Source organism: Winogradskyella pacifica (assembly GCF_013403915.1).
GTDB classification, from domain to species: domain Bacteria; phylum Bacteroidota; class Bacteroidia; order Flavobacteriales; family Flavobacteriaceae; genus Winogradskyella; species Winogradskyella pacifica.
Genome location: NZ_JABFDI010000084.1, coordinates 1 through 540 on the forward strand (window position 1 = coordinate 1; position 540 = coordinate 540).

Genomic DNA, 540 nt, shown 5'->3' on the forward strand with positions numbered 1-540 from the left:
CTGGCATCCAGAGCAGTTCTTAGCTTGATACCTCTCTATTTTTTGCTGGTATCCAGTAGCTGTTTTTCTTATATAACTACCTATGTTTTCCATGGGTTGTCCCATAGGACAATAGTAAGTGTCTGTGTCATTGTTGTAAAAGAGCTTGTCTGCTGCAAATGGTTTTTTAGTTTTACCTCTTTTTTCATCTAACTGCTCCTTATGGAAGTAATTGTACTTTACAAAAGCTTCAATATTCTTATCTTCGAGGTAGGTGTAGTTTTCATCACTTCCATAACCTGCATCTGCTGTGAGTATTTCTGGTGGTTTGCCATATCCTTCTATAAAGTCTTCAGTATGATCGATAAGTGTTGTAGTATCTGCAGTAGTCTGTGCAAGGGTGTAGTTGGCTATAAATTGATTATTGGTAGCTGCTTGTAGATTATAGCCAGGTTTAAGTTGGCCGTTTAACATATGATCTTCTTTCATCCTCATAAAAGTAGCATCGGGATCGGTTTTACTCATGGAGTTGCGATCTCCCATTTGCTGCTCATAGGTATT

At 38.1% G+C, this 540-nt stretch carries 1 protein-coding gene; it reads right to left on the bottom strand.

The window, feature by feature from the left end:
- Positions 1-540: transposase (locus tag HM984_RS17530; protein WP_179350132.1), on the bottom strand; the 540-nt coding region annotated here is incomplete at both ends.